Source organism: Dyadobacter endophyticus (genome assembly GCF_014641595.1).
GTDB lineage: Bacteria > Bacteroidota > Bacteroidia > Cytophagales > Spirosomataceae > Dyadobacter > Dyadobacter endophyticus.
In genome coordinates this window covers 1460180-1483805 of sequence record NZ_BMIA01000002.1, presented here as the reverse complement: position 1 = coordinate 1483805, position 23626 = coordinate 1460180, and the positions used below count along the sequence as shown (strand labels likewise).

General features: G+C 48.0%; 21 protein-coding genes. 14 read left to right on the top strand and 7 right to left on the bottom strand.

Annotated elements, in window-relative coordinates; translation table 11 throughout:
• Positions 1-430: 430 nt before the first annotated feature.
• The 3 genes from IEY24_RS32975 (at position 431) to IEY24_RS18250 (ending at position 2987) form a co-directional block, all read left to right on the top strand.
• Positions 431-553 (top strand): hypothetical protein, encoded by a 123-nt coding sequence (locus tag IEY24_RS32975; protein ID WP_262892423.1) that lies wholly within the window; start codon positions 431-433, stop codon positions 551-553.
• A 33-nt stretch (positions 554-586) separates the two neighbouring features.
• Positions 587-1681 (top strand): sterol desaturase family protein, encoded by a 1095-nt coding sequence (locus IEY24_RS18255; RefSeq protein ID WP_188934647.1) that lies wholly within the window; start codon positions 587-589, stop codon positions 1679-1681.
• Positions 1682-1874: 193 nt separating this feature from the next.
• The gene (locus tag IEY24_RS18250; protein ID WP_188934645.1) at positions 1875-2987 is read left to right on the top strand and encodes a PDDEXK nuclease domain-containing protein; all 1113 of its coding nucleotides are present in this window, start codon (positions 1875-1877) and stop codon (positions 2985-2987) included.
• Here the strand turns inward: IEY24_RS18250 and IEY24_RS18245 are convergent.
• Complete coding sequence (locus tag IEY24_RS18245) at positions 2984-3481, bottom strand: DUF1579 domain-containing protein (RefSeq protein WP_188934643.1); 498 nt, start codon at positions 3479-3481, stop codon at positions 2984-2986. The genes IEY24_RS18250 and IEY24_RS18245 overlap by 4 nt on opposite strands.
• Positions 3482-3679: 198 nt before the next feature.
• Between IEY24_RS18245 and IEY24_RS18240 the strand changes: the two genes are divergently transcribed.
• Entirely contained in the window at positions 3680-4699 is a 1020-nt protein-coding gene (locus IEY24_RS18240; protein ID WP_188934641.1) for a GlxA family transcriptional regulator, read from the top strand.
• Positions 4700-4749: 50 nt separating this feature from the next.
• Here the strand turns inward: IEY24_RS18240 and IEY24_RS18235 are convergent, their stop codons facing one another.
• Together IEY24_RS18235 and IEY24_RS18230 are read right to left on the bottom strand one after the other, a co-directional pair.
• Complete coding sequence (locus tag IEY24_RS18235) at positions 4750-8925, bottom strand: carbohydrate-binding protein (protein ID WP_188934639.1); 4176 nt, start codon at positions 8923-8925, stop codon at positions 4750-4752.
• Positions 8926-9070: 145 nt separating this feature from the next.
• A complete protein-coding gene (locus IEY24_RS18230; RefSeq protein WP_188934638.1) occupies positions 9071-9322 on the bottom strand; it encodes a filamentous hemagglutinin in 252 nt (83 codons plus the stop codon).
• Between the two features lie 162 nt (positions 9323-9484).
• On the opposite strand from IEY24_RS18230, the gene IEY24_RS18225 reads away from it, so the two are divergent.
• Entirely contained in the window at positions 9485-10438 is a 954-nt protein-coding gene (locus IEY24_RS18225) for a YjgN family protein (RefSeq protein ID WP_188934636.1), read from the top strand.
• A gap of 17 nt (positions 10439-10455) precedes the next feature.
• The gene (locus tag IEY24_RS18220) at positions 10456-11544 is read left to right on the top strand and encodes a M48 family metallopeptidase (protein ID WP_188934635.1); all 1089 of its coding nucleotides are present in this window, start codon (positions 10456-10458) and stop codon (positions 11542-11544) included.
• 56 nt (positions 11545-11600) lie between these two features.
• Here IEY24_RS18220 and IEY24_RS18215 read toward each other — a convergent pair whose 3' ends face one another.
• Together IEY24_RS18215 and IEY24_RS18210 are read right to left on the bottom strand one after the other, a co-directional pair.
• Complete coding sequence (locus IEY24_RS18215; protein ID WP_188934633.1) at positions 11601-12455, bottom strand: hypothetical protein; 855 nt, start codon at positions 12453-12455, stop codon at positions 11601-11603.
• Positions 12456-12804: 349 nt separating this feature from the next.
• A complete protein-coding gene (locus tag IEY24_RS18210) occupies positions 12805-13692 on the bottom strand; it encodes a hypothetical protein (protein ID WP_188934631.1) in 888 nt (295 codons plus the stop codon).
• 196 nt (positions 13693-13888) lie between these two features.
• Between IEY24_RS18210 and IEY24_RS18205 the strand changes: the two genes are divergently transcribed.
• Positions 13889-14677, top strand: a complete 789-nt coding sequence (locus IEY24_RS18205) for an SHOCT domain-containing protein (RefSeq protein ID WP_188934629.1) — start codon at positions 13889-13891, stop codon at positions 14675-14677.
• 58 nt (positions 14678-14735) lie between these two features.
• Here IEY24_RS18205 and IEY24_RS18200 read toward each other — a convergent pair whose 3' ends face one another.
• Positions 14736-15563, bottom strand: coding sequence for a hypothetical protein (locus tag IEY24_RS18200; RefSeq protein WP_188934627.1), 828 nt, complete (start codon positions 15561-15563; stop codon positions 14736-14738).
• Between the two features lie 250 nt (positions 15564-15813).
• Between IEY24_RS18200 and IEY24_RS18195 the strand changes: the two genes are divergently transcribed.
• Positions 15814-16689 carry a mechanosensitive ion channel family protein gene (locus tag IEY24_RS18195; RefSeq protein ID WP_188934625.1) on the top strand — a complete coding sequence of 292 codons (876 nt, stop codon included), beginning with the start codon at positions 15814-15816 and terminating at the stop codon, positions 16687-16689.
• A 78-nt stretch (positions 16690-16767) separates the two neighbouring features.
• On the opposite strand, the gene ahcY is transcribed toward IEY24_RS18195, so the two are convergent.
• Positions 16768-18084, bottom strand: coding sequence for an adenosylhomocysteinase (gene ahcY / locus IEY24_RS18190; RefSeq protein WP_188934623.1), 1317 nt, complete (start codon positions 18082-18084; stop codon positions 16768-16770).
• A gap of 311 nt (positions 18085-18395) precedes the next feature.
• On the opposite strand from ahcY, the gene IEY24_RS18185 reads away from it, so the two are divergent.
• The 6 genes from IEY24_RS18185 to IEY24_RS18160 all read left to right on the top strand — a co-directional run bounded on the left by IEY24_RS18185 (position 18396) and on the right by IEY24_RS18160 (position 23615).
• Entirely contained in the window at positions 18396-19493 is a 1098-nt protein-coding gene (locus IEY24_RS18185) for a sensor histidine kinase (protein WP_188934621.1), read from the top strand.
• Between the two features lie 5 nt (positions 19494-19498).
• Positions 19499-20221, top strand: a complete 723-nt coding sequence (locus tag IEY24_RS18180) for a LytR/AlgR family response regulator transcription factor (RefSeq protein WP_188934619.1) — start codon at positions 19499-19501, stop codon at positions 20219-20221.
• A 149-nt stretch (positions 20222-20370) separates the two neighbouring features.
• On the top strand, positions 20371-21840 hold the full coding sequence (locus IEY24_RS18175; protein ID WP_188934617.1) for a PKD domain-containing protein: 1470 nt from the start codon (positions 20371-20373) through the stop codon (positions 21838-21840).
• A 106-nt stretch (positions 21841-21946) separates the two neighbouring features.
• The gene (locus IEY24_RS18170; protein ID WP_188934615.1) at positions 21947-22270 is read left to right on the top strand and encodes a hypothetical protein; all 324 of its coding nucleotides are present in this window, start codon (positions 21947-21949) and stop codon (positions 22268-22270) included.
• Positions 22257-22727, top strand: a complete 471-nt coding sequence (locus tag IEY24_RS18165; RefSeq protein ID WP_188934613.1) for a hypothetical protein — start codon at positions 22257-22259, stop codon at positions 22725-22727. The genes IEY24_RS18170 and IEY24_RS18165 overlap by 14 nt, the downstream gene beginning before the upstream one ends.
• Before the next feature lie 57 nt (positions 22728-22784).
• A complete protein-coding gene (locus IEY24_RS18160) occupies positions 22785-23615 on the top strand; it encodes a TapB family protein (protein WP_188934611.1) in 831 nt (276 codons plus the stop codon).
• Positions 23616-23626: the final 11 nt, after the last annotated feature.

Sequence of the window (23626 nt, the reverse complement as noted above, 5' to 3'; positions counted from 1 at the left end):
GCCACGGATTTTTTTATTTTCAAGAAAAATTGAATTGACCTATTGCATTTCTAAAAACATTAAACTTACTTTGTCTATCAAATAAGTATAGTATTAAAAACAAAGCTCCTGAACCACCCCTGAGCTGAGTATTAATCCAGGCATCTTAGATATGAGCGCGGTTAATTTACTTTGTAAGGCCCCGTCGGGGGAAGTGGTAGGGCATACCTTCACGCTTTGTTTTTCCCAGATCCATTCCAATTGCTGTTGTTGAAACGGCAATTCATCTCTGACATTTATCGGAAATATCCCGCCTGACAGTCATGGCTGATCATCTGAAATTTTCGGTGGTTGGCGATTTCAGTTGCCGGCTGTGCTGTCCCGGGGTATTTCCGTACCCATATTACCCGCTGCGTTTATAGTAAACCGGTACTACTACACCATTTCAAATATGTTCACATTTTCAGACGTGGTGCTGCTCGCGAGGAAGATCGCCGTCGGCATTCTGCTTACATTCATTCCGTTTGTCCTGATCGCCGGAGGCATTTGGCTGGCGTGGAAATTATTTATCTGACAGCTCGTTTCACCATAAAAAATCAAATCACGCATGAAATTGGATAATGTACTGGCCCGGAAGATTACCCGCGATGGCCTGATCAGCGTGGTGCTTTACATCGCGCCCATTTTTTTGATGTTTGCCAGTTTCCAGGTATTCGACTACCGGCCGTGGGAGGGAAGCAACGAATTTCCTTTCAAGGCTCCGGCATTTGTCGAGGCGGTTTTTAAGAACCTAAGCAGTTGGGGCTTACCGGTAATCGTGCTCGTACTGGGCGTGATCGAGTTCGCAGCCGGGTTGTACGAAAACAAATGGACCAAGAATGAGCGTATCCTGGACATCGTATGCTTTGTAGTACCAAAACTGATCATTCGGCCGTTCGTCGCCTATTTTGGGCTTAAATTCCTTCCCCTGGTGCTGCCCCACGCCAAAGATGCATTTGGATGGGTGCCATTCTGGTGGGCATTCCTGATTATTGCCGTAGCCGACGACCTGACGCAATACTGGTATCACCGCCTGCATCACCAGGTACCCTGGCTCTGGCGTTTCCACCGTACGCACCATTCGGCCACTTACATGGGTATGGCCATGGCAAGCAGGCAAAATGTGATCTATACGCTGTTTTTCTCACAAACTTATCTGACGATCGCATTGACCTACCTGGGTTTGGGTTACGCCGCATTGTTTGTGAAAGTGATCAAATCGTTTATAACTACCGGCGCGCATTCGAGCATTCCCTGGGATAAACCTTTTTACGAAATCAAATGGCTTAAACCCATCGGCTGGGTACTGGAAAGGCTGATTTCCACTCCGGCCACACACCATGCACACCACGCCGATACGACCGACGATGGAATAGGGTATTACAAAGGCAACTTTGGCAATATGTTTTTCCTCTGGGATATCATTTTCGGGACCGGCATCATCACCCGCAAATACCCGTCGTCCTACGGTATCAAGCATTATCAGGAGGAAGAATGGTACGCCCAGTTTATGTGGCCCATTTTAAAATCCAAAAAAGAAGGCAGCGAACTTTCTCATAACGGCCCGGTCGTGGGTGACGCGGTTGCGGATGTACCCGAACCCATTCCGCTTAAACCGGAAACTCTAACTACTGCGGCAGTCGGTACTGCGGCAGTCGCTTAAAAAATACCTAATGACCATTGGCTTGACTGGTGGTCATTTTTTTGTATTTCAAATCTTAGAAATAGTAGTTAATCTGCCTGACTGATGGCTTTCTGAACCTGAGGATAATTAGGTTAAGCCATCGGAGAATTGAATGAGGTCGGGAAAGCGGGATTGCCGGATCTTTTGGCTTTCTCTCCAAAACTTCATCAATATGGCTGATTTTAATGCTTTGGTAACAACCATTCAGGAAACCAATTTTACCCTTCAACAAAGTGCTTCGAAGGCAATCAACAGGTATTTAACCATCCGCAATTGGCTGATTGGTTTTCACATCGTGGAATTTGAGCAGAACGGGGAGGACCGCGCAAAATACGGGCAGAGACTGGTGGATGAACTTGCAGAAGTTCTGGACACAGCAGGCCTGGGTGCGAGGAATCTCAAAGTGTTTAGACAATTCTATCTGGCGTATCCCCAAATTGTGCAGACACTGTCTGCACAATTGAATGGCTTAAAGCTAACCACATCAAATAACTTCCCTAGGACGGCCAGTACAACTGGTTGCTTGGCAAGCGAGGGAAGTAGACAGTCTTCGGTCGACCCGGAAATATTACTTTCCCGACTCTCATTTTCGCATCTTACCTTACTTCTTCCGTTGCATGAACCTGAAAAGCGGGGCTTTTACGAAAAGCAATGCATTAAAAGCAATTGGAGCGTCGCCGAACTTAAAAGGCAAATCAATACGCTTTACTACGAGCGCTCAGGAATGAGCCTCGATCAGGAGGCATTGGGCCGGAGCGTTGACGAAAACGCCCAGCGCCCGGGCATTGCAGACATTATCAAATCTCCATTCACCTTTGAATTCCTTGGGCTTAAAGCCAAAGACGTGGTTTACGAAAGTGACCTGGAACAGGCCCTGGTCGACAACCTGGAAGCTTTTCTGATTGAGCTAGGCCATGGTTTCTGTTTTGAGGCAAAGCAAAAACGCATGGTTATCGGAGATGAATATTTTTTCGTGGACCTTGTATTCTATCATCGCATCTTAAAATGCCATGTTCTGATCGAGTTAAAGACCAATGAAGTCAAACATGAACACATCGGCCAGCTTAAAACTTACATCAATTACTACAAGAAAGAAATTATGAACCTGGACGATAACCCGCCAGTGGGTTTATTACTGGTGACGGATCAGAACCGGGCGCTTGTTGAATACGCGGTCGCGGATAGCGATATGCAATTATTTGTAAGCAAATATGTCGTGAGCCTTCCAAGTAAGGAACAATTGCAAACCTTCATCCAAAACGAACTGGCCCAAATGCGGTCTTAACTAATTCGTTTATAAACCGTTTCCGTGGCCTTGTCTTCCTGACCCTCCGGCGAAATGTTATAAGCTGTAATGATCAATGTGTCCGGGTCTTTGAGCTCGGCAACGGTGCGCCAGTTCCAGGGCGCAGGATACTCGGGCACGCTATATTGACCCAATACAGAGAAGCCATTTTCGGTAGGCGTGCCGTTGGAAAGCATCATACCGGTTCCCATGTGAAAGCTGTCAATCCAGAATGCCTGCGCATGGCTGTTGGGAATATCGAAACCGTAAATGGCTATGCCCTGGAACGGTTTGCCGTTGATGCTGCCCTGGTATTCGTGCAGGAGGAAGCTGCCGCCGAGGATGGATTTGATCGTACCTTTCATCTCGGATTCGTCGGCGAGAACGTCAGGTTCGAACCACGTTTTGGTGAGACCTTCCCAACTGCCAGTTAATGCCTGGAGTTGATGATGTACGCCGGATTCCAGCGATGTTTCAAATTTCGATTTGGACATAGGATTTAGATTTTGATTACCGCGCCACCGCAGCAGTGCTTTCGTAATAAATTTTTATCAATATAGGGATCTAAAATTTAATAAAAATGAGATATGAAGCAATTGCTTAAAACGTCATGTGAGAGGGGTATTTGGGACAAAATTTCTATATTGGTGCCCGCTTTGGTCTGAATATCAAAGTTTAAACACATCAACAACATGATACAATTAGGTCTATTAATTACCAACCGGCACCGATTATTGAGCGTAGCGGCGATTCTGGATGTATTCGAATCGGTGAACAGCTTCTATGAGCGAGCCAACCAGCCGCACTTCTTCCAAATTACGCTGTTCTCACCTGATCCTGAACCCGGGAAATTCTACGGCGCTTACCCGATGCAATCAATTAACGAATTTGCCAGGCAGGACCTCATACTCGTGCCGGCATTCGGTGCGGGCGATGTGCAACTTTCGGTGAAGAGCAACCAAAGCTGTATTCCCTGGCTTTGGGAACAATATAAAAATGGGGCCGAACTGGCCAGCTTTTGCACGGGCGCATTCCTGCTCGCAGGAGCGGGCCTGTTGAATGGCAAGCACGCGACTACGCACATAGACGCCGCGGAGGCACTCGCTTCGAATTTTCCCGACATCATCATGAAGAGCAATGCCGTAGTGACCGAGGACAAAGGTATTTTTACGAGCGGTGGTGCTACGAGCAGTTTCCATCTCATGCTGTACCTGATACAGCGTTTTTGCGGAAAGGATCTTACGCTGCGGACCGCGAAAATGTTTGCCATAGATATGGACCGCGAGCAGCAAACCTATTTCGGGACTTTCGCTCCACCTCAAAATCACGGTGACGGATTGGTGAATATGGCGCAGCAGAAAATCGAAAAGGAATATCAGGAAGGCAGTACCATTGAAGTCCTCATTCAGGATATCCCGGCGAGTCGCAGAAATGTGGTGCGACGGTTCAAACAGGCTATTGGAGTGACGCCCATTGAATATTTGCAGCGGACGCGCATTGAGGCCGCAAAGAAACTGCTGGCGCAGACCGATCAAAGCGTGCTGGAAGTTATGCTTAACTCAGGTTATAACGACTTGAAATCTTTCCGGCAGCTGTTTAAGAAAAGTACCGGCGTGACGCCGAAAGAGTATCGCGACAAGTTCAATATAGCGCGGTTGGAGTCCGGAGGAAGCTGGAACCGACGAATGAGCAGCGCCTCTTACCTTGATTAAAGCAAAACGCCCGGATCGTAAATCCGGGCGTTTTGCTTAGGTATGTTTTGTTAATTGACCTTGGCAATCTTGCGGAATGCGCGGTCGTTGCCTTGCCTTATTTCAACAATGTAAATGCTGGCAGGAAGTTGTGTGATGTTTAGCTGGTGCGAGAAGCGGTTTGTTGTTTTGTTCACCTGCATATTCTTGTAAAGCGTACCCGATTTAGCATCAAAAATGCGGATTTCGATCTGCTCGGTGTTGCTGCTAGCAAGATCGATGCTTACAAAATCGGAGGTGGGATTAGGATAGACTTTCGCATCAGCATGAAGCGAAACTTCTTCCTCTAAAACTGGCGCCGCCACTTCTATTGCTGCCCGTCGTGCATTCTGAGCGTCCGCCGCGAGAACGAAAATTGGCGTTTCGCCCGCCGTAACGGTTACTTTGCCATCCACGATCGGTAACTCGGTCATGGCCATATTATCGGCACCGGCGGTCGGGGTGTAAATCCGCGCAATGCCCGATTGGTTCAGGTTGACGGTATATTCGGCGGTTCTTCCTATTTCATCGGGTACTGTCAGAATAAACAGCGATTGGCCATTCAGTTCATAGCGGTCCACGATCGGATCGTTGTGGAGCGTTTCCTTGTATTCATATTGACCGAACAGCTTCTGCGTTTGCAGGAAATAATCGGCAGATGGCCGGCGAGTCTGGTCATTGTTCACGAACCCGGCCGATGCGAACATGCCGCCACTGCCGTTATCGTCATACATTTGGTAGAAAAACAGTTTCTCGACACCATTGCGGGCGGTAAACAGCGAGGTACGTAAAATCCAGTCTGCTTGTGTCTGCAACGCTGATTTATTGCCGATAGGGATTGCTTTAAGCGGGCTGTCCTGATGTACATCGTAACCGGCCTCGGTGTTCCATATCGGGAGGTCGTTGGAAATTTCACGGGTCACTTTGACGAAATTTTCGAGTATTTGTTTCGCATTGGTAACCTCCGGTGCCGCACCGCGGGTAGAAGTACCGCTTTGGCTCGACGATGCATTGTCGGTATAAAGGTGGAAATTCACAACGTCCCAGCACAGATTCACGGAGCCATCCGCGTTGTAGCCCCGGAATTCCTTGCACCAGTCAACCATTCCTTTTACAAAATCAGGACCGGTAACTAATCCGGCGATAACCACTTTCATGTTAGGATCGGCGTTTTTAACACCCACACCGGCGCCCATCGTGTTTTTGTGTCCATCGTAAAATGCCGACATGTTAGCCGCATATTCGCGGGCGGTCTGGTAGCCTTTCCGACCCTTCCACCATTTATCGCGCTCGTTATCGCATTCGATGTATTTGATCAGATTGAGGCCGATTTTGATGGTATTAACCGGATCGTTGGTCCAGCGTGGAGTGGTTGAAACGCTCAGAAGAGAAGGGTCGACGTTGGTGTTGCTTCCGTAACGCGCCGCGTACTGGAATGCAACCCTGGCCTGTTCGATGTACGAAAGCGGGTCGGTAAAGCTCTTTCCGTAGCGCACCGGTACATTTTCCGGGTCGCGCTGGTCTTCGGGGTAAGTCTCCCGCATCCAGCCGGGTTGTGTTTTAAGACAGGCCAATACCTCAATGCCTTCCTGTTTGCAGCGTTCGTAGATCAGGTCGTAGTTCCAGCTTCCGCTCAATGTCGGATTGTAAGAGAAAACGCCTTCCGATGATTCCAGCTTTTCCCAATCCATATAGTGCCGCAGGCCGGTGAAGCTCTTTGCAGCCTCCACCTTCGATTCCACGAGCGATTCGGTGTGCGCGCCATCCTGGAAATACCATTCATAGCCATTCACACCGAGCATATCGTTCAGTTTAATGTGCTTGGTCCGTGCTGGCTTCGAAGGTTCAGTACCTGGTGTGTAGCTTCCGTAAAATTCGATTTCCGTAGGCAATGTGTTCGACATCGTCATCACCAGGTAACGGATATTGCTCATCGGCTGATCCAGCTTGAATTGCGCATCTCCGGACAACTGGCGATCGGGGTAGGGACCAACCCAGCCATTGTAAATTTCACCCGTAAAAGTGGCGACCGGAATGCGTTCCCATTGATCGGTAATTACAGAAAGTACCAGGGGGAAATCCTGCGCACTACCTGTGAAATCGAAGAATTTGACACCATTAAGCGTAATTTGCTCCCCTTCTTTCAGCGGGTAGTAGGCTTCGTAATTGTTGATCACCTTTCCCCAGCCCGTGAGCACATTCTCCTGCGTATTGCCGTCGAACAGCCCATCGAGGCCGTTGGCTGCATTGGTGAGCTGGTACCAGCGCTTCGGGTCGATCGGGATTTTGGTGCCAAGGGCCGGGTTGTTAGGGCCGGAATTGTCGGAAACCGTAAACGTTCTGGCTACGTTTTCCGCTGTCAGATAATTATTGTTGCCCGCCTGAGAAGCTGTAATAGTGACCTGTCCGGCACTATGAATGGATGCTTTCCAGATACCAGTTGCATTCGAAACCGAAACGATGGATGGATTGGAAGAATTAAACTGTACAGGTGTCTCGGGGTTGGTACTGCTGGCGGTCAGGTTGAATGAGCCATCGGTGAGGTTTTTGTCTGAAATGGGTTCAAATGTGATAACGGACTGGCCCTGAACGGAACCGGGGATTACTTCAAACCAGTTGAAATTGAATGCACCGCGATTGGCGAAAATGCGGAATACCTGGCTACCGGCTTCGAGTTGTACGGTCGTACGAACGGTCGTATAGTTCTGCCAGCCGCCGGTTTGCGGTACATCCACGCTTCCGAGCACCGTGCCGTTTGTGTTTTTGAACTGGATATTGCCATTTCCCCACTGGTTGGCTACCCTGAAATTGATGGTATAGGTACCGGCCGTTGGTACATTCACATTGTAGTCCAGCCAGTCATTGTCATCGATATAGTTTACATTAATGTCGCCATCCACATCACCTGTAACTTCCGTACGGACATCCGACGCAACATCGAAAGTTTCCGCCTCTATTCTGCTCGTCAATGCGCGGGATTCTTTCACTTCGAACCAGTTGAAATTCCATCCGCCTTTGGTAGCAAAAACCTTTAACCGCTGATTTCCTGCTGGCAGGGAGGCGAGCATACTCACCGTCTTCCAGCCCTGCATACCACCCGTTTGCGGCAATAAAATGTTGCCTAGCTCCGTGCCATCGCTGTTTTTAAGCGCAAGTGTCGCCTCGGGGCTATACCCGTTTGCAATGCGGTAGCTGAATGTAAAAATGCCCGGGGTCGGGACATGGACGTCGTAGTCCATCCAGCTGTTGTCCTGGATCCACGCTACATTCTGGCCGCCGTCGGTATCTTCCGTATTCTGAAGTTGTACGCTGTAAGAGTCATCATAATTTTCGGCTTCAATTTTGGCGGGTAAGATTGTACCCGTAATTCGCGCACTTGCAGATACAAATGCGAACCAGTTGAAGTTAAAAGCGCCATTTCGTGCAAAGAGCCGCACTACCTGGCTGCCCGCAGGGAGAGGGACTGTCGTACTGATGGTCACCCAGTTCTGCCAGCCTCCGGTTTGAGGCACATTTACCTGCCCGAGCACAGTGCCCGACGCATTCTGGATTTCAATAACGCCGTTTCCGTAGGCATTAGCGACCCTGAACTGGATTTCATAGTCACGCGCATTCGCGAGATTCAGGTTATAGTCCAGCCAGTCATTATCGTCGATATAGCCTACATTCTGGCCGCCGCCTTCATCGCCGGTATCTTCGGTTCGCACTTCATACATCGCATCGAAGCTCTCGGCTTCCACTTTTCCCGAGGAGAGCGCACGGGAGCCGCTCACCTCGAACCAGTTGAAATTCCAGCCACCTTTTTCGGCCAAAATGCGGATCGTCTGATTTCCCTGCGAAAGCAATGCCACGAAAGAGACTGTTTTCCAGCCCTGCATGCCGCCGGTTTGAGGCAGAACAACCCGACCGAGCGTGGTGCCTCCGGCCGTTTGCAAAGCCAGCGTTGCTTCGGGGCTGTACCCATTCGCAATGCGGAACCTGAATGTGTAGTAGCCCGCCGACGGCGCCTGCACTGCATAATCCATCCAGCTGCCGTCCTGAATCCAGCCCACATTGAGGCCACCGTCCACGTCCGAGGTGTTTTCGGTGCCGACGGCATTCATTGTAGTATAATCCTCTGCTTCGATCTTTCCGGGAAGTATCTTATTTGACTGAGCCTGAATAGAGAAAGAGAGTAGTAAAAAACAGAGCGTAAAAATTTTAGCCATTCGTCGGGTCTACAAATAAATTTAAGTGAAGATACGATGAATTTAATTTCGGCTACAATTTTTGTAGTACTTTTTGTAGCGCCTGTTTAAATATAGTTGCTTAGTTATGAAATAACTTCAAAATAAAACATTCTGTAAAAATCGGTTACTTAAATGCCGGGATGCCCGGCTCCTCACCTGGCAGTGGTTCTATCTCTGGTACAATGGGTTCTACGGGCGGGAGTTCGGGCTGTGGCTCGACAGGCGGTGTTTCTGGATCCTGTTCATAAGGCGGGGTTTCTTCGGGCACGTCAGGTGAAGGCACCTCAGGGCGGGGGTCGAATGGCGGCGTTTCGCGCGGATCGCCCCCGCCATCCGTGGTATCCAGGTATTCGTTAGCCAATTGATAAATATCCATGATTTCCAGTTGTTTTGATGAAATGAAATGTGAGTAGTCTGATAAAATAACTGTGCCGGAGAATAACTGGTTTTCAAATTTTTGTGCCTGATAACGGCAGATTAATTTATTAGTACATTGAAATTTTTATATTTGACCCTCTTCAAATTCAAATCTAACTAAATGGAACAGCACGAAACCCGCCAGGTTACCTTCTACGGAGAGGGTGCCAAACTATTCGGTATTTACATTGTCAATATTCTTTTAACACTTGTCACGCTCGGACTTTACTATCCCTGGGCAAGGGCCGCGTTATTGAAATACTTGTATGAGGAGTCCGAATTCGAAGGAAGCCGTTTTACGTTTCATGGAACAGGAAAGGAAATGTTTATCGGTTTTATCAAAGCGATCGGGATTTTCCTGGGCCTTTATTGCATTCTTTTTGGTGCCGTGGCAACGCATAACATGACCATCACACTTATTGGCGTGGCTGTCTTTTATATCGGGTTCCTGCTTCTGATCCCCATTGCCATTCACGGTGCGCTTCGTTATAGAACATCCCGGTCGTCGTGGCGGGGTATCCATTTTGGTTATCGGGGAGACAGAAAGGAATTTCTGAATATGTTTATCGTAGGCAGCCTTATTACCCTATGTACATTTGGCATTTACGGCGCGTGGTTTGTCATTGAAATCCGGAAATATATTTTCAAACACCTGCGTTTCGGAAGTATTTCATTTTCATACGAAGGAGAAGGCAGTGCTTTTTTCTGGATGAATTTAAAAGGCTATATGCTGACGCTGATCACTTTCGGAATTTATTCTTTCTGGTGGGCAAAAGACCTTTTCGCCTATTATGTAAACAACATCCGGATGTACCAGGGCGAAACGGCGCTGCCTTTCCGCTCGACAGCCACCGCCGGAGGGTATTTTAAGTTGATCGCGGTCAATATACTGATCATCATTCTGAGCCTTGGCCTGGCAACGCCCTGGGCGATTGTGCGGGCAATGCAATTTGTGTTTTCCAATATTCATATCGATGGACCGCTGGATGTCAATGCGATCACTCAGACCGAGGCTGATTATAGCGATGCGACCGGTGAGGATCTCGCGGATATGATCGATATTGGGCTTGTTTAACCGATTCTGCTGGCTTCATGTACAATTTTAGTGTCCGTTACCACGACGGAAGACTGTCCATCGCGCACGACGCGACGCTCACCCTTATGCCCGATCACTGGCTCATTCATTACCGTGATCCCTCGGGCGAGCTCACTTCGGTGCGATGGACGTTGCCGGGCATCGTGACGGATGAGAATTTCAGCCATCTCTTTATTTTCCGTTTTGGAGAATTTCCGCAGCAAACTATCGAATGCAAAGACGGAAATCTGCCGGAATCGCTCAAAAAACGCTACCCCGAACGGCCCTTTTTCAAAAGGCGGGTTACCGATATTTTTAAGCTGAATAATACCACCATCGCTGGCGTGGCTTTCACCGTATTGATGCTGATAGGCCTTGGTTACTGGTTTGGACTTCCCTGGCTGGCTGGCGCGGTGGCTGCGCGTTTCCCCACGAGCGCAGAGATAAAAATGGGAGACACGATGTACGAGAATATGATTCGTGCCTATGAGGTGGACGACCAGCTGACGGCCAAACTGAATGACTTTACCAAAGCCATCGATTTTAAAACCAATTATCCGATCCGCGTGACCGTCGTGACAGAAAACGACGCCAATGCATTTGCCCTGCCCGGAGGCAACATCGTGGTATTCGAGGGTATTCTTCGTAAAATGAAAACCAAAGAAGAGCTTGCCGCATTGCTTGCGCACGAGGTATCGCATGTGCATTACCGGCACTCCCTGCGCAATATTTTCCGAAGCCTGGGCGGTTATCTGTTCCTTTCCCTGCTCCTGAACGACATCAACGGCATCGTCACCATTCTCGCTGACAACTCCAACGCCCTCGCGAACCTCACCTACTCCCGCGAGCTCGAAACCGAAGCGGATACTAAAGGAATGGATGTGCTGCAAAGCAACGGGATCCGCCTGCAAGGATTTGTGGATTTATTCGCATTACTCCAAAGCGAACATGGAGATGTGGGAAGTTTGAAATTGCTGAGTACGCATCCGTTGACGGAGGAGAGGTTGCGGGCGGCGGAAATGATAGTGAGGGGGCAGAAGGGGGTAGTTGCGAATAGAGAATTAGAAAAATATTGGCAGGTTATTGCCGCTGCTGAACATAAATAGCGGGCCACAAAGTGCCCCGCTATGACAGTAAAAATTATTCGACTGCGTTCTTCTATTTATATTCCTTGCCAGTTTGCAGAATATTTAAAAGTTTCGGTAATACTCCCACTAGGAGTATTATTTGTAGACAGCTGCGTAACCTTTGTACTTACAAGCCCGTTACCGTCGACTGTGTAAGTAAATTCCTGTTCGCTATCTAATGCATTAGGATCAACCCACTGCAAAGAGACCTTTTGTGGAAGTACGTCGCACAATTTTCCGAAGAAGGGTAGGTATTTGTCAATATGCTCTCGTTTGGCGGGCGTTGGGTAATTATCGGCATTTGCGGTATATGCAAATGTTTGTTCGAACAGAGTTGCCGATTGAGCGTTCTGCAATGTAATTTTTGTTAACCGATAGACGCCAGTTGCATTGTTGAAATTGTAAGAGTACTTGTATAAATTCTTGTACACGCCATTGTGAGAGAACTTTATTTCATCCAAATATCCTTGCGCTGTATATTTGTACTCGAAGTAATCGCCGGCGACATTGTCTTCGCTGGATATGCAGACTCCATTGGATATTTTATACTTCACTTGGCCTAAAAGCGCGTTGTTCGATTTGGCATATTTCTTTCTAGTTATCCACAAATCTCCGGCAGGATTATTGTCGTCGTAAGTGTATTCGTAACGATCATTGATGGCAATTGCCTTTGAGGTTTTTCCAAGAAACTTTCCACTTTTGATATATTGTATCGAAGTTCCATTGTCGTCTATCAGCCTGAGTAGAGAGGATAGTTTTGTATTCTGTTCATTCCTTTCAACGCCTGCCGTTTCGGCTGGGACGATCGTTTGGTCGTTGTTACATGCCGTCAGCAGCCCCGCCAGCATCAGGCTCTTTAATAAGTTACCTGCAATGTGAATTTGTTTCATAATTTTTGTGATAATAGATTAATAAAAAATAGTTTTCACTTCAAACTTAGTAGTAATCGAAAGAATAGGAAAATTTATTGGCTTAACGGTGTGTGTTGGTATGTTAATGGTAAACGACATTTAATTAATCTACTCATTTATTCGTTTTTTGTAGTTATATTTTTGGGTAATTTAGAAGTTAATAGGATACTTATTTAGGATTGTTTTTTGGAGAAAAAATAGATATTTGATACTAAAAACAACTCTAATTATATAGTTTAATGCAATTACTTGCAGTGAGAGGCATTTTAGACAAAAAGACCGCCAGGTCGACGGTCTCTTTTTTTAAATTAAGAAATGAATATCTGAGTTATATTCCCGGAACCCATGCCATATAATTCAAAGCAGCGTAAGTCGATTGCTTGCCAGCTTGATTGCCATAACCAAGCGGATAATACTCTTGCGAGCGGGATATGGCATATCCGTCACTGTCGATTGAATAGAAATATTTGTAATATGGCTTAGTCTGGTTTGTATATGGTAGAGGAGTTATTGTGACCTGTTGGACAAGCATATCACTGAATTTTCCGAAAATTCGAAGGTATTTATCTAGATCTGAATGAACGGGGTTTAGAAAATATTTGTCGGGCTTCGGAGCGACTGCCCAGTTGCCCGATCCAATCGAATATAAAAAAGAAACTTCCTTGTACGCTCCGTTGCTATTCGAATAAGTTGTTTTAGTGAGACGTTCGGCGTCGGCAGCGGCGTCGTAAATGTAATTAAAGTCAACTTTTATACTACTTCCCTCGCGAGATATGGTGTTTAACCGACCTGTTTCATTATAGCTGTAAATAGAATTTTGATTGTCTGTGATATTGAAACTTTTAATACACCTTTTGTTGACCACGTGATATTGAATTTCTTTAATCAGGGTGTTGGTCGATTTTGTATAACGTTTACTTGTAATCCAGTAATCTCCCTGAACGCCGCTGTCGTTATAAGAATAGTTGGTGTAATAAGACGGCTCACTAACCTTTGATAAATAGCCTGTGTATCGGCCTGTCTTGTGATATTGCAGGTTGTTATCACCGTCGCTTACGAGTTTGATTTCACTTGCCGCAACTTTTGCATTGTTGTCGACGGAAGTGTTTCCGATTGTGTCGGCGGGTGTCATCACGTCTTCATTCTGGCAGGCGCCGAGCAGGCCCAGCACTAACATACCCTGGATGACCAATGTGGTGGTTCTGTTTAGTTTCATAATAACGTTAATTGAATTGAACAATTGATTTAACTTCTTCAAACATAGCCTGCACTTCGACAGCTTGAAAAAGCGATACCCGATCGGGGCTTGCGGGCTAGTTGCCGGTTTGGAAAGTGTGATTTTGCTCGAATTTCTGTCGTTTTGGGTCAGGGTGGCATCGTTTTTGCAATGCCCTCCTCAAACTCAATATATCATGAAAGAACTCACTCAGGAAGGTCGGCGAAAAGTCGATGGCATTGCAGGCCAATATAATTTGCGTCCGGAAACCGTGGAATCGCTCCTGAAAGCGGTTGTTCAGGGAAATGGGACGATGGCGCAATTCAACATTGCGGAATTGGGCGGACAGGGCCAATGGATGAAGGGCGGAATGACGATGGTAGGAGATATGTTTAACAGCGGCCTGCGCGCGACTGTCGACAAGCTCTGTAACGAACTGGCGGCTCTCGTTGCGACGAATATCCTGTTCGAAGAAAAAGAGGCAATTCATGGTCCAAATGGCAGTTCAGCCGCAAACGACATTGCAGGGGCATCGCAGAAGCAGGTTAGCACATCGTGGCCAACGGTTTTCGGTACTCCAACTTCTACCGGTTCCCAAAACAATTTCCGCTACGCTTATTTTGAGGCTGTGCATCGTTTGGTCATTGAGGAGAATGGGAAACGTACGATCTATGATACCAAGCATCATCAGATATCCGGTATTTCCCAGCAGCAAGGCTCAGGGAGTTCCTATCGATTTACAAGCAAGGACGGTCCGGTCGACCTTGAAAGTCTACAAATTGTTTCTGATCCGGGCAAACCGAGCCAGCCAACACCGGAAATCGCTTACGACGTAACTGCAACTGCCGACTTGCGCAGTGGCGATCAAAGCCCGCAGGATATTATCATTTCGACGATTGGAAAACTGAATGTGCTTCTTGAAAAAGGGCAGATTACGGAGGAGGAGTTTAAGGCTAAGAAGGAGGAGTTGCTAGCGAGGTTATAACACACTTTGAAACGTGGGATACGGCCAACCTAACCGCGGGCCGTACCCACTGTTATTGCTAAAAGTTATAAGTTGGAGTGAAGTACTTTCTGTCGGTCGAGGAGACAAACGTACCATCGATTTTCTTCACGGTGATTTTTTTGGCCTTACCCACATAGTCCAACGTGTAACTATATAGATATGTGTTACTGGATGCTTTTTGGCCGTTTGGAAGATATTTGTCTTCAATCAGGGTCTTAACCAAATAAGTATTGAAATTACCGAATATCGGCAGATACTTACTGACTCCGGCCGGGAGTACATCCGGGTTCAAAGGATGTTTGTCCAGGATTCCCGTAGCGCCGTAGCTGAATGCTAGTTGCTTGGTTTTCGCGCCCTGCTCATCATAGAATTTTACTATACTCAGGGATTTTTTCCAACCATCGGCATCCGTGGTATATGTAAATTCTCTTCGCTCATTCGGCTGGTATTTATTGTAGAATTTGGTGAGCTGCCCGCTGGCGTTGTATTCGTATATGTAGGTCTTGTCTGTAACAGACTGAATACAACGTCCGGACGCATCGAGCGTATATTTGTATTCTGTTGACGGGGTACCATATTGAAGCCGTGTAGCCGTAATCAGTTGTGGTGCATAGGTGAAATCATAGTAAAAGTTGGGACAAAATTCCTTCGAAAGAAGCGTCTGATTTTGGCTGTTATATGTCAAATCGATATTGCCGTCCTTGATTAGCGCACCTGTTGCTGTTGAAGTTCTTGCATTCCGGTCCGACTCCGTCGCTGGTGCCTGGGGAGTAAGCGCATTTTCATTTTCTGTCTGGCAGGCGCCTAACAGGCCTGCGAGCAAAATTGCTCTGGTGGTGGTTCCCACATTGCGAAGTAGTTTCATAATAATAAGCGTTAATGGTTGAAAAAAATGATTTTAAATCCATTAAACATAGGTCGGCCGGATCGGGAGAATGAAATCCGATGGGCGAGTGGTCGGTTCGGGGAAGCTTGCGGTGTTATAGAGGATGGCGTGATGTAAAAAGCGGCTCCTAATGCTTATTTTTGCGTGCCGCACAACATTTCTGGGCCGCAGCCTGTTTAAAATGCGCCGGGTTTACTAGTTCGAGGCCCCGTGCAGTATTAATTAAAAGATGATTTTCGCACAAATTTCCAAAATAGTAGACCCCATTGCCGTCAAACTCGACCGCTGGACGGTGGACGCTTATCGCCTCTTGCCGAACCTTCTCATAGCCATTATTATCCTGGTCGTTTTCAGGTTTCTGTCAAGGCTGGGAGGAAAGTTTATTGAACGGATATTAGGCCATGCATCGCAGAATGTTGCACTCGTGGGACTAATATCGACCATTACCCGGATCGCGATCATTACAACCGGTTTCTTTTTCGCATTAGGTGTGCTGGGTTTGGATAAAACCGTGACGTCATTGCTCGCAGGTGCAGGCGTGCTCGCATTGGCGCTAGGTTTTGCATTCCAGGATCTTACGACCAACTTCATTTCCGGCGCATTCATCGCGATCCAACGACCCATCCAGGTAGGGGATGTTATCGAAACAAATGGCTACACAGGGAAAGTGCTGTCTATCGGCCTCCGGTCGGTGAAGCTGGATAACTTCGAGGGCCAGCAAGTGGAGCTGCCTAGCAAGGATATTTTCCAGAAGCCGATCCTGAATTTCACGCATTCCGGCGAAAGACGTGTACGGATGGAGGGTAGCATTGGCTATAAAGACGATCTGGCGGTAGTGGAGAGCCTTGCGCTTAGCGTGATCAGGAAGCTGGATTTTATCGACCCTCTCAAAGTGATCGAATTTAACTTCACGCGTTTTACGGAGAAGAGTATCGATTTTGAAATACTCTTCTGGATCCGGCAGGACAAAATAGGTCCCGGGCCGGCGAAAAGTGCGGCGATGAAAGTAGTGAAGCGGGTTTTTGATGAGAATAATATTTCGTTTCCCACACCAGCGAGGCCTGTCGACCTGCCCCCGGCGGCACCCGGAAAACCAGAGGCGTAAATCCAGGGAATGCAAAAAGCATAAAAAAAGACCGGCCGGTTACGCGAACCAGCCGGTCTTTTCAATATCAATCCTATATTAATAACGGTAAGTTTCCGCTTTGAAAGGACCTTCTACGGATACACCGATGTAAGCAGCCTGCTCATCTGAAAGGATATCCAGATTCGCGCCTACGTGTTTAAGGTGCAATGCAGCCACTTTTTCGTCAAGCGCCTTTGGAAGAACGTATACTTTCTTCTCGTAAGCAGCCGTGTTGGTCCAAAGCTCGATCTGAGCCAAAGTCTGGTTTGAGAATGAGCAGGACATCACAAATGACGGGTGACCCATTGCGCAGCCAAGGTTCACCAGACGGCCTTCTGCCAGCACGATGATGTCTTTGCCTTCCACGTTGTAGATGTCAACTTGTGGTTTAATCTGCGATTTGGTGTGGCCGTAAGATTTGTTCAACCAAGCCATGTCGATTTCGTTATCGAAGTGGCCGATGTTACAAACTACCGCTTTGTCACGCATTTTGAGGAAGTGACGGTCGGTGATGATTTTGTAGTTACCGGTTGCAGTCACGAAAATGTTCGCGCGGTCGGCAGCTTCGTCCATAGTTACTACTTCGAAACCGTCCATAGCAGCCTGCAATGCACAGATCGGGTCGATTTCAGTAACGAGTACGCGGCAGCCTGCACCACGGAGTGATTCGGCCGAGCCTTTACCTACGTCGCCGTAACCTGCTACTACCGCTACTTTACCAGCAAGCATCAGGTCGGTTGCGCGGCGGATAGAGTCAACCAATGACTCGCGGCAGCCGTATTTGTTATCGAATTTAGATTTTGTAACCGAGTCGTTTACGTTGATGGAAGGCAGGTGAAGCGTTCCGTTTTTGTAGCGCTCGTACAAACGGTGAACACCGGTGGTCGTTTCTTCCGAAAGACCTTTGATGCCGTCGATCAGCTCAGGATATTCGTCGAATACCATGTTGGTAAGGTCACCACCGTCGTCGAGGATCATGTTGAGGGGTTTGCGCTCCTCACCGAAGAACAAAGTCTGCTCGATACACCAGTTGAATTCCTCTTCATTCATTCCTTTCCATGCGTAAACAGGGATGCCCGCTGCTGCGATCGCCGCTGCTGCGTGGTCTTGCGTAGAGAAGATGTTACAAGATGACCAGGTAACTTCCGCACCCAATGCCGTAAGCGTTTCGATCAGAACTGCAGTCTGGATCGTCATGTGCAAGCAACCCGCAACCCGCGCACCTGCCAAAGGCTGTGACGGACCGTATTCAGCACGGATCGCCATCAAACCAGGCATTTCCGCTTCTGCCAATGTGATTTCTTTACGGCCCCATTCGGCCAGCGAGATGTCTTTTACCTTGTACGGAATGTACGTTTCGGTTGACGTTGCCATTATTTTACAGTTTAGTTAATATCTTGATTTTAATACAAAACTAAGTAGAAAAACCACCAGAGGGAATATTTGCAGATACAAATTCTGATTTATGGGCCTAATTTGGATATTTTATCTTTCAAAGGCTGAATATGGCCGCATTATGAAGTGACAGCCCTGTGATTCACCGGTTGGCGAAGATATTTTGTCTGTACACCAAACAATTACCCGGAAGAGCACCTTATAAATGCCGTTCGTCGACAATAGTATGATGTTGGTCGACAATGCTTTTCAAAGCCGGCATTGGCCCCCTAAATCGTTATCTTTGTTACATGCGCCCTGTTTCCCCGGTACTTAGTTACACCAGGCATCAACGAATTTTACTGCACATCCTGTTCTGGCTCGCCGTACTGACGATCCTGACAATCATTTACGGTGCAGGTATGCCCGACTACTGGCTTACAGTCGGTATCGTAGCCCTGTTTATGCCCATCCACATCGGTTATTTCTACCTGATCGCCTACGTGATCATTCCCCGGTATTTCGACCGGAAGAAATATGTGCATTTTGCGCTCCTTTTCCTGCTGATCATCATTGGTTCTACGCTGGCTTTCAGGTTGATGGAAATACTTGTCGCCGACCCGATCATCTACAATGCGGTAAAAAAGAACGACCCGACGTTTGTCTGGCGGAAGCTGGAAGGAACGTTCAAACAGCAGCTTTTGAAGCCCACGTACCTGATCAGCGCATTCGAGCAGACCAATATTTTCGTATGGATCGCATTGTCGCTGAAGTTTTTCAAGATGTGGTTCGACAGGCGGCAAGCGGCGATGGAGGCCGAGCTGAACTTCCTGAAAGGCCAGCTGCACCCGCATTTCTTGTTCAATACATTAAATAACCTTTATGCATTGACCCTCAAACAATCGCCACAGTCGCCGGGGGTGGTAATGGGCCTGGCGGAGATATTGCGCTATATGCTTTATGAGGCCAATACGGAGATTGTGCAGCTGGAAAGGGATATCAGTATACTCAAAAGTTACATCGAACTGGAAAAGATCCGGTACGAGGAGCGGCTGGATATTAATTTCAGTATCAACGGCTTGTCGGCCGACTCCAAAATCGCGCCGCTGCTGATACTGCCGTTGGTCGAGAATGCATTCAAACACGGCGCCAGTGAGCAGATCGGGCAGGCGTGGATCAATATGGATTTGCGGGTGAAGAACAATGCGCTGAAATTCAAGATCTCGAACAGCAAACCCGAAACCGCCGTGCACGACGATCGCCCGCATCATGTGAGCATAGGGTTGGCGAACGTGCGCAAACGGCTCGAAATTCTGTATCCTTCGGCCCATAACCTTAAAATCATGGACGAGGAAGATGTATTCGCCGTGATTCTGGAAATTGATCTTGACAAACGTTTGGAAATCTGATATTTATGAAGCTGAAAGCCATTCTGGTGGACGATGAGCCACACGCTATCGAAGTACTGGACAACTACCTCGCCAATTTCGCGGAGATCGAAGTTGCGGCGCGCTGCCAGGACGCCATTCAGGCATTCCAGGTGTTGCAGCAACAGAAGATCGACCTCATGTTTCTGGATGTAAAAATGCCCGGCCTCAAAGGAACCGACTTGCTTAGAAGCCTTAAAAACCCGCCCAAAGTCGTTTTTACGACGGCATACCAGGATTACGCCGTCGAGGGTTTCGACCTTAATGCAGTGGATTACCTGCTGAAACCCATTCCCTTCGAGCGCTTCCTGAGGGCGATGGACAAGGTTTTTACGGGTTTGAATATTACGAATCAGTCTGTTTCGGTAGCGCAAAAAGCGGTGCCGACAACTCAGGATGTGTTTTTGTATTTAAAAGTAGACCGCAAGATGGTCAAGGTGAACGTCAACGACATTTACTGGATCGAGAGTTTGCGGGATTATATTAAAGTCGTTTTGAAGGACAAGGCACTCGTTTCGAAACAGAAGATCAGTCTTTTGGAAGAACTCCTGCCCGAGGACGCCTTCATCCGCATTCACCGCTCATTTATCGTTTCGGTCGATAAAGTCGAAAGCTACCATTCCCACAAGCTGGAAATCGCCGGTAAGGAGCTGCCCATTGGCCGCAACTTCCGCAACGACTGCCAGCGCCGCTTCAAGCTCACATTTTAAACGGCGCTGCAAAAGGCGTTTGTCGACAAAACCAGCTATTGATCGACACTCGCTTTCCCAGCCTTCTCATGCTCGCCAAATCGGTTTAGAATTGCACCGCCATTGAGAAATGGAAGTAAAATTCATTTAAATCTTTTGGAATATTAGCCATGTTAAAAGCAAGAAGAATTCTTTGGGCAGCCTTGTCCTTTGCCCTGTTGCTGGGTAGCTGCAAGGAAGAAGAAGATGTAAAACCATCCAACACATTGACCGCCAAAGCAGGCGCGGACCAGAATGTAAACGCAGGCTCTGTTGTGAAACTCGACGGCAGTGCTTCCGCCGACAGCGAGAACAAGCCGTTTGAATTCAGCTGGACATTCAGTAAAAAACCGGCAGGTAGCGCCGCCAACCTGGCCGCTGCCAACACCGCCAAGCCTACATTTACCGCCGATGTTGCGGGCGAGTACGAAGTGGAACTGACGATTAGCAATGCCAATGGGCAGAGCAAGGATAAAGTTGTGATTATGGCCACGGTGATCGAACCGATCGTGATCGATGCCAACATCCGCGCCAAACTGACTCTGAACGATCGCATCGACAACCCGGCCATTCCGGATTACATCGTGAATGCGAACGTATCGGTGAATGCGGAACTGGAAATCAAGCCGGGTGTTGTCATCGCATTTGCGCGTGATACCCGTCTGGAGATCAACGACAACGGTGGTATCCTCATCGCAAAAGGTGATTCCACGAAGCCAATCCGTTTCATCGGTAAGGAAACTACCAAAGGTTTCTGGGCCGGCGTAACCTTCCGCTCGTCGAGCAGCGCGAATACACTTGAATATGTGCAGGTACTGCACGCAGGTAGCAAGCCGCTTTACGCTACGACCAAAGCCGGTATGGCAGTTTTGGGAGGCGGTCGCGCGGAAGTGAATATCAAACACTGTCTTTTTGAGCAAAATGCCGGTTACGGACTTTACCTCGAACATGCGGTAATCCTCGGTTCATTTGAAAAGAACAATTTCAAAGAGAACACGGAAGCAGGGATCCTTATGGGTGCCGAAAACGTGAAAAACCTTGACACGGATTCCAAATTCACGAACGGCAACGGTCGCAATGTGGTGGAGATCTTCGCCTCGTCTCTGCCTAAAAATGCCGCCTCGGAAATAGTATGGAAAGGTTTTAAAGACAAGACCCCTTATCGTTTCCTTGAAAATGTGACTTCCGACGCCAACTGGAAATTATTGCCCGGCGTGATCATCGAAGTGGGACGCGGAGGTTTCATCACTATCGACGACGGTTATTTCAATGCGGTAGGAACAGAAACAAACAAAATCGTGATCCGTGGTGCCGAAAACGTTGCTGCCTATTGGAAAGGGATGATATGCTTCTCTACCAGCGATAAAAACGTGATCGAAAATGCCGAAGTCTCAGGCGGCGGTAACATTGCGATTGTGTCGGGCAAGAAGGCGAACATTGCTATCTACGGCGGACAGTCCCGCATGACGATCCGCAAATCGGTGATTGCCAACAGTGGTGGCTACGGCATCTTCGTCAACTACCAGGGCACCGTCAATGGCGATGTCGAAACCGTCAACACGTTCAAAGACAACGCGCAAGCGAAGCTGCTGAAAGAGTAAGGTCTTATAATGCTTCTTGTGGTGGTCCCACCCGCTCTCCTGACGGCCTGGCTGTTTCTCGCCAGGTCCGGGAAAGCGCATCGACCGGATGAAATGAATTATAGCCATGAAAATCATAACACATTATATGCTTGCTGGGCTACTGGTCGCTGCAAGTATTCAAAACCAGGCTGTGAGCAAAGCGACTCGCTCCGCCCGCCAGCCATTCCCCGAAAAAGGGTTTTGGGTGACCGAGACAGCGCCCGGTAAAAAATCTACGATCGTCAGATATTACGCCCACAGCAACCACCTCGTGTCGGAAACGACCGAACCAGCGTTGCTCGACGTCAGGAAGGTTTCCGTTAGAAAATACCTCAATGAAAAGCTCCGCAAAGAGCTGGAAAAAGATACAACAGGCCAGGCGGTGATCAAGCTTTATGAAATCGATTGAAATGCTGAATATCGTGCAGGCCATTGGCCTGGTGTTATATTTCTTCGTGGCCGCACAGGGCGCTTTTTACCGCGTCGGATTCGGGAAGGCACTTTTCGATATTTCGCCGGAAAGCTTCATCGAGTTGCGCAAAGCCGTCGACCCGCGCGTAAGGCGGCCGCTGAGGGCCCTTTACATTTCTTCGCTTGCGACCACGCTTACCTGGCTGGTTTTGACGGTTAATGCTGGCGGACTACTTACCTACGGGCCGGTCCTGGTCGCCTTTTTGCTGCTGGTCGCCGATCTGGCACTCGCATTGAAACGCAGTGAGCCGGTGAATGTACTGATCAACGCCGATCTCCTGAATACGCACCAGGGCTACGTCAACGCCCGCGACGAGTGGATGAAATTTATATTCCTACGGGGCTCGCTCGTGGTGGCGGGTTTTGTGGTACTCATGCTGTATGTATGCCTGTAGAAAATTTTTAAGCACTTAATTATTTGAATATCAATTCGTATTAAATCTAAAATTGCCATGAAACTTAAAAGTCAATCACCCTCAATTGTTCTAAGCAGATTTGCGAAATCTGCCCTGGCGCTGGCCGTGCTGGCAATGTCCTTCGCCGCGTGTAAGGACGACGATAACCCGAATCCCGACGGCGGCGGAGATGGTGGCGGAACGGAGAAGGCGTTCATTCCGACAAAGGATAAAAGTTATACCTACAAGATCACCGATTCCGAAGGTTCAACCGGCGATATGATTACTAAAATCGTGAGTACCAAAGACTCCGCCGGGATGGACGTCCACACGATCAGCAACTTTATCCGGGAAAATGAGGAGGAAAAAACCTTCATGTCCAAAGCTTATGCGAAGGGAGGCACAACGACCAACGAGCTACCATATCCAGTTGCTATCAAAGAAATGGTAAACGCGATCAACGACGTCGCTTACATTTCCGAAATGAAGGTAACGGGTTTTCCACAATTCCAGTACCTCGAAAACAACGGCAAAGTCAACAGCCCGCTCACATTTAAGGGCGACCCGATCAGGCTGTTGCTGGAACTGGAAATTCCGGCAGGGGACGAAGGCTCGGTACTGGGCAAGCTCGAAGCGCGCATGACGCACAAAAACGGGAAAGCCGTAGCCGAAGAATCGATCACTACACCGGCTGGCGAATTCAAGTGCACCAAATGGGAGTACTCTTATGAAGTTTATACCAAGTTCGAAACCGAGGTAACCGAGCCGGAAATCACAACTGAGCTGGTGAATGTGACACTCTGGACCGCTCCCGGTGTGGGCGTTGTAAAGACGATCGAAAAAGGCGAGGAGAGCACATCTACGACCGAACTGCGTAAGATTGAGTAATGAGAAAATGG

Coding starts and splice junctions, on each gene's coding strand:
- IEY24_RS32975 (WP_262892423.1), top strand. CDS start 431: ATGTTCACATTTTCAGACGTGGTGCTGCTCGCGAGGAAGATCGCCGTC.
- IEY24_RS18255 (WP_188934647.1), top strand. CDS start 587: ATGAAATTGGATAATGTACTGGCCCGGAAGATTACCCGCGATGGCCTG.
- IEY24_RS18250 (WP_188934645.1), top strand. CDS start 1,875: ATGGCTGATTTTAATGCTTTGGTAACAACCATTCAGGAAACCAATTTT.
- IEY24_RS18245 (WP_188934643.1), bottom strand. CDS start 3,481: ATGTCCAAATCGAAATTTGAAACATCGCTGGAATCCGGCGTACATCAT.
- IEY24_RS18240 (WP_188934641.1), top strand. CDS start 3,680: ATGATACAATTAGGTCTATTAATTACCAACCGGCACCGATTATTGAGC.
- IEY24_RS18235 (WP_188934639.1), bottom strand. CDS start 8,925: ATGGCTAAAATTTTTACGCTCTGTTTTTTACTACTCTCTTTCTCTATT.
- IEY24_RS18230 (WP_188934638.1), bottom strand. CDS start 9,322: ATGGATATTTATCAATTGGCTAACGAATACCTGGATACCACGGATGGC.
- IEY24_RS18225 (WP_188934636.1), top strand. CDS start 9,485: ATGGAACAGCACGAAACCCGCCAGGTTACCTTCTACGGAGAGGGTGCC.
- IEY24_RS18220 (WP_188934635.1), top strand. CDS start 10,456: ATGTACAATTTTAGTGTCCGTTACCACGACGGAAGACTGTCCATCGCG.
- IEY24_RS18215 (WP_188934633.1), bottom strand. CDS start 12,455: ATGAAACAAATTCACATTGCAGGTAACTTATTAAAGAGCCTGATGCTG.
- IEY24_RS18210 (WP_188934631.1), bottom strand. CDS start 13,692: ATGAAACTAAACAGAACCACCACATTGGTCATCCAGGGTATGTTAGTG.
- IEY24_RS18205 (WP_188934629.1), top strand. CDS start 13,889: ATGAAAGAACTCACTCAGGAAGGTCGGCGAAAAGTCGATGGCATTGCA.
- IEY24_RS18200 (WP_188934627.1), bottom strand. CDS start 15,563: ATGAAACTACTTCGCAATGTGGGAACCACCACCAGAGCAATTTTGCTC.
- IEY24_RS18195 (WP_188934625.1), top strand. CDS start 15,814: ATGATTTTCGCACAAATTTCCAAAATAGTAGACCCCATTGCCGTCAAA.
- ahcY (WP_188934623.1), bottom strand. CDS start 18,084: ATGGCAACGTCAACCGAAACGTACATTCCGTACAAGGTAAAAGACATC.
- IEY24_RS18185 (WP_188934621.1), top strand. CDS start 18,396: ATGCGCCCTGTTTCCCCGGTACTTAGTTACACCAGGCATCAACGAATT.
- IEY24_RS18180 (WP_188934619.1), top strand. CDS start 19,499: ATGAAGCTGAAAGCCATTCTGGTGGACGATGAGCCACACGCTATCGAA.
- IEY24_RS18175 (WP_188934617.1), top strand. CDS start 20,371: ATGTTAAAAGCAAGAAGAATTCTTTGGGCAGCCTTGTCCTTTGCCCTG.
- IEY24_RS18170 (WP_188934615.1), top strand. CDS start 21,947: ATGAAAATCATAACACATTATATGCTTGCTGGGCTACTGGTCGCTGCA.
- IEY24_RS18165 (WP_188934613.1), top strand. CDS start 22,257: ATGAAATCGATTGAAATGCTGAATATCGTGCAGGCCATTGGCCTGGTG.
- IEY24_RS18160 (WP_188934611.1), top strand. CDS start 22,785: ATGAAACTTAAAAGTCAATCACCCTCAATTGTTCTAAGCAGATTTGCG.